General features: G+C 34.0%; 5 protein-coding genes. 3 read left to right on the top strand and 2 right to left on the bottom strand.

Going from position 1 to position 3,671, the window contains the following annotated elements; genetic code table 11:
• Nucleotides 1–659 precede the first annotated feature (659 nt).
• Both AB8P06_RS20555 and AB8P06_RS20550 read right to left on the bottom strand, forming a co-directional pair.
• Nucleotides 660–890: a hypothetical protein gene (locus AB8P06_RS20555; RefSeq protein WP_369844510.1), complete on the bottom strand. Its 231-nt coding sequence runs from the start codon at nucleotides 888–890 to the stop codon at nucleotides 660–662.
• A 15-nt stretch (nucleotides 891–905) separates the two neighbouring features.
• Nucleotides 906–1,115: a hypothetical protein gene (locus tag AB8P06_RS20550; protein WP_369844508.1), complete on the bottom strand. Its 210-nt coding sequence runs from the start codon at nucleotides 1,113–1,115 to the stop codon at nucleotides 906–908.
• Between the two features lie 695 nt (nucleotides 1,116–1,810).
• Between AB8P06_RS20550 and AB8P06_RS20545 the strand changes: the two genes are divergently transcribed.
• The 3 genes from AB8P06_RS20545 to AB8P06_RS20535 are packed head-to-tail and all read left to right on the top strand — an operon-like array spanning nucleotide 1,811 to nucleotide 3,492.
• The gene (locus AB8P06_RS20545) at nucleotides 1,811–2,218 is read left to right on the top strand and encodes a hypothetical protein (protein ID WP_369844507.1); all 408 of its coding nucleotides are present in this window, start codon (nucleotides 1,811–1,813) and stop codon (nucleotides 2,216–2,218) included.
• An 11-nt stretch (nucleotides 2,219–2,229) separates the two neighbouring features.
• Nucleotides 2,230–2,757 (top strand): hypothetical protein, encoded by a 528-nt coding sequence (locus AB8P06_RS20540; protein ID WP_369844505.1) that lies wholly within the window; start codon nucleotides 2,230–2,232, stop codon nucleotides 2,755–2,757.
• Between the two features lie 21 nt (nucleotides 2,758–2,778).
• Nucleotides 2,779–3,492 carry a hypothetical protein gene (locus tag AB8P06_RS20535; protein WP_369844504.1) on the top strand — a complete coding sequence of 238 codons (714 nt, stop codon included), beginning with the start codon at nucleotides 2,779–2,781 and terminating at the stop codon, nucleotides 3,490–3,492.
• Nucleotides 3,493–3,671: the final 179 nt, after the last annotated feature.

Raw genomic sequence — 3,671 nt, 5'->3', positions numbered from 1 at the left:
AATTTAATGTCTAATCAATCTAAAAATGTAGCATAAAGAAGTATATAAATTTTGTCTCAAAAATTGTTGCAAGTTCATATTGTTGTGTTTAGCATGATCAAGACACGTGCTTACACCGCTGACATTAGAAACAAATATCAGAAGTAAAGAGAAAACAAAAAAGACTCTGAGAAATTTTTGCATAATAGAAAAACAAAAATACAATTTAATTTGATAAAAAATTGAATCATTAATAAAAATAGAATAGATATTTCTCAGTTTATAACAAATATTGTTGAGCAAATTTAGTGCTCCTTTATCACCTCTGCTCAAACCATTATATATATCAAAAATAACCTCTACATCAACAACTTTATCTATGTCTGGTCTAAAGAATGGATTACTCCCACTAAGTCCTGCATCCTTAAATTTGTATAATCTTTGCCTGTATTTCCAAGATGAGATATTCATTTTTCAAGATTAAGGTTTATCTCCCACCATAAGAGGGCCTCTGCAATATTTGTAACTCTTCCGTTGCTATCTCATTCCGCTTAATCGTTATAAATATACCTTTCCGCAGCATAATTTAAATTTTTTACTGTCCGGATTGCCTCTTCAAAGAAAAAACGGGAGTTACCCCGTTTCAGTTTATTGAATAATTATTTCTGTCCGTTCAGCTTTTAACAAATACGAACGTATTCCTTAGTACACTTATTCTGAGAAAGACATTCTGTAATGTTGATCAAAACGCATGGATCTATTACATTTCCTGATCCACCGCCGTTATTAGTTCCGCCTCCGGTTCCGCCACGAGGATCATCTCCTATATTAATAGAAGTACTTCCGGCAACAATTGCAGATTGCTCCTTTTTGGATAGTTTTTTTAGAACAATATGAGTTTGAGTTTTCATCTTTGGCTTCTGTTTTTAATATTCATCTTGTTCAATGCAGGGATCAGTTTGACCGTCATAGCATACAATGTTTCCTGTACCTCCTCCATTGTTAGTTCCTCCTCCGCTGGTTGTTCCTCCTCCCTCTTCATTACCGATAGCATTATTTCCGCCGATAATAGACACCTGTTCTTTTCTTGATAATTTTTTGAACTTTGAGTTTAATTTGATTTCCTTTTTATTCATACATATTGATTTTTATGTTATTGAGGTAAAATTAGCAATTAATATTCTTGAGAAATATAGATTTACTATATTTTGGATTAAGGATTTGTATATGTAGTTTAAGTTTCATTAAATGAGACTGTTATTGTGCTTTTTGGGGTTAACTTTTTATAAAAAGTTGTTTCGTTTTTATAAAATATCAAGGAGTAGGCTTTTCTTTTAGTCTTTCTCGAGCAATATTTGCAAAAGAATTGTACAACCAATTGTAAATAGTTAGAATTATGAAAACAAAACATCTGCTTATTTTTCTTGCTTTTTTTCAAGATTAAAGTGTAGTTCATGATCACAAAAATCAAGAAGTAGGGATTGATATAAAGAACAAAACGAAATCCATTAATGTATAAGGTCATTGCCGATAAAAAAGTTCTTATTCTAACTGCCATCAGATGAAACAGGCAGAAGAGAAGCATATTAATGATCTGCAAAATTACCCGAGCGGAAACTATATCGTAAAACGTGAAACCGATAAGAATACAATTTCCCAAACTATACAGTTAATACGCAAATGATATCCTTTGTTCCACTATGTATTGTGAAGTCTTCCAGTATTCATGGTCGCGAAAATGTTTTCAAATAATGTGATTTTGCTTCAGAGCATGTGGATTTTCATCTATATACCAAAAAAAATATATACAAACATTCAAAAAAATAGAATTATGAAAAGACTTAATTTAATCCATACGCCCAGGTATGCATTGGTATTTTTAATGACCGCACTCCTTTTAGGATTTGTAACTTCATGCAAAGATGATAATGATGATCCCTCACCTTCGACACATAAAGTTGTACTTAAAGCAATTGCTTCTTCGGGTTCAAACCTGCAAACTGCTGTTTATGGGGTTTCCGGAAATCCCAAAACTGTTTCACTTAGTGGTACAACCTGGATAAGTGAAGAAATGATTGCATCTGAAGGAACTCTTATAAATGCGGTTGTGAATGGTGTAGGAGCGAATACTTCTTCAACACTTAAGGTACAGGTTTGGATTGATGGTGTGATGAAAAAGGAAGAATCCGGACTTATAGGAACAACGCTAAGTACATCAATTATAAATTATAAACTTTAAAATCTACTACATTGAAAACTAAGAAAGTATTATCCCTATCTAAAAATATAAACATCTTGCGGATATTTTCTTTTTGTATAGGCATCATGTTGCTATCTGCAACCACAATGTGCTATGCGCAGCAGATAAAACTTGATAAAAGAACAAAAGAAGCATTGGCCCGACGGTATGTTGCTGATAAAACATATGCTGAATACAAAAGGGGTATTTATAAGCGTGAAGCTTGGAAGGCCTCCTGGGAGGGAGTAAAACTTTCTGAACTATATAAAAGTTGGGGGGTGCCTACTAGAACAGTTACCGATGAAGCTGGCGGCCAAGTAGTGGTATATGAAAACGTTACCAATACTTCTGGTGGCAGCTATACACCTGGTTATATTGAAACAGCTACAAATGGTTTTGGACAAACGGTGGTAACCGGACAAAAAGCGGCGGAAGATACTAGGTGGAGCAGCCAATATATTACCATTACAACGGTGTACGCAAATAAAAACGGTGTGATAACAAAAGTGGATTTTAACAGCAAATACAGCCGTAATTAATAAATCAAAATTATTTTTAAGATGATAAATATCAGGACAACATTATCCCTCATCTTTATGTTTCTATCGATCATTACAAACGCTCAGGGTAAGTATTTTGAAGTAAAGACGGAAATAGATGAATCTACTGGCGAATATTTCGGGAACGTTCGGCCTATAAATGATCCGGAATATGTAGCACTTGCCTATCCTGGCAAAACAAAAGAACAGCTTTATGACGCTGTTGTGAAGTATGTAAAAAGTCATCGCGGACTTAAACTGGATTATACCAACGATAATAAAAAGACGTTTTTAGCCTATCGGGATTTTGCAACGATCGGTAGTAAAAAGACTTGTGGTGCCGACCTTGTTTCTCTAACGTATATTACAGTGGTCACCGATTTAAAAGACACTCTGCTTGTAAAATATAGTAGCTCCTCCAAAATCTTTGCAACGGTCTTTGATGCCAAACTTACAATAAGCCCCGGAAATGATGTTGTTTCAGAAAACGATGTGCCCTTTAATGAATACAAATTTGTTCAACCGGGAGATGAAAGGATGCGAAACAGTTCATTTCCCAACGGTGGATTAATCAGCCTGGTTAGTTCCCGAAAGAACGATAAATTGGCATATCCTGAAAGTATTTTTGATCCCAAAGGTAAAATAGTGAACCCAAGCAATAAAAAGGTATTCGAGGGTTTCTTTGATGGTTATATTATTGACCTAAAAAATTATTTGGATGAACATTTGAAATAGGAAAAAGTGTAATAAAGTACTCCTTGGCTTCTAAGAAACGCACACAAAAAGTAAGAAACCTGATTAATGTCAGATGTGTTAAAACCATTTACTGCAGACTTCTGAACTTGCAACAATTTTTGAGACAAAATTTATATACTTCTTTATGCTACATTTTTAGATTGATTAGACATTAAATT

It is taken from the genome of Chryseobacterium tongliaonense (assembly GCF_041224435.1).
Lineage (GTDB): Bacteria > Bacteroidota > Bacteroidia > Flavobacteriales > Weeksellaceae > Chryseobacterium > Chryseobacterium tongliaoense.
This window is presented reverse-complemented; position numbering and strand designations above follow the sequence as displayed.

What these genes read in the sequence shown, in the direction of transcription:
- AB8P06_RS20555 (WP_369844510.1), bottom strand. Translation starts at nt 890, where the DNA reads ATGAAAACTCAAACTCATATTGTTCTAAAAAAACTATCCAAAAAGGAG.
- AB8P06_RS20550 (WP_369844508.1), bottom strand. Translation starts at nt 1,115, where the DNA reads ATGAATAAAAAGGAAATCAAATTAAACTCAAAGTTCAAAAAATTATCA.
- AB8P06_RS20545 (WP_369844507.1), top strand. Translation starts at nt 1,811, where the DNA reads ATGAAAAGACTTAATTTAATCCATACGCCCAGGTATGCATTGGTATTT.
- AB8P06_RS20535 (WP_369844504.1), top strand. Translation starts at nt 2,779, where the DNA reads ATGATAAATATCAGGACAACATTATCCCTCATCTTTATGTTTCTATCG.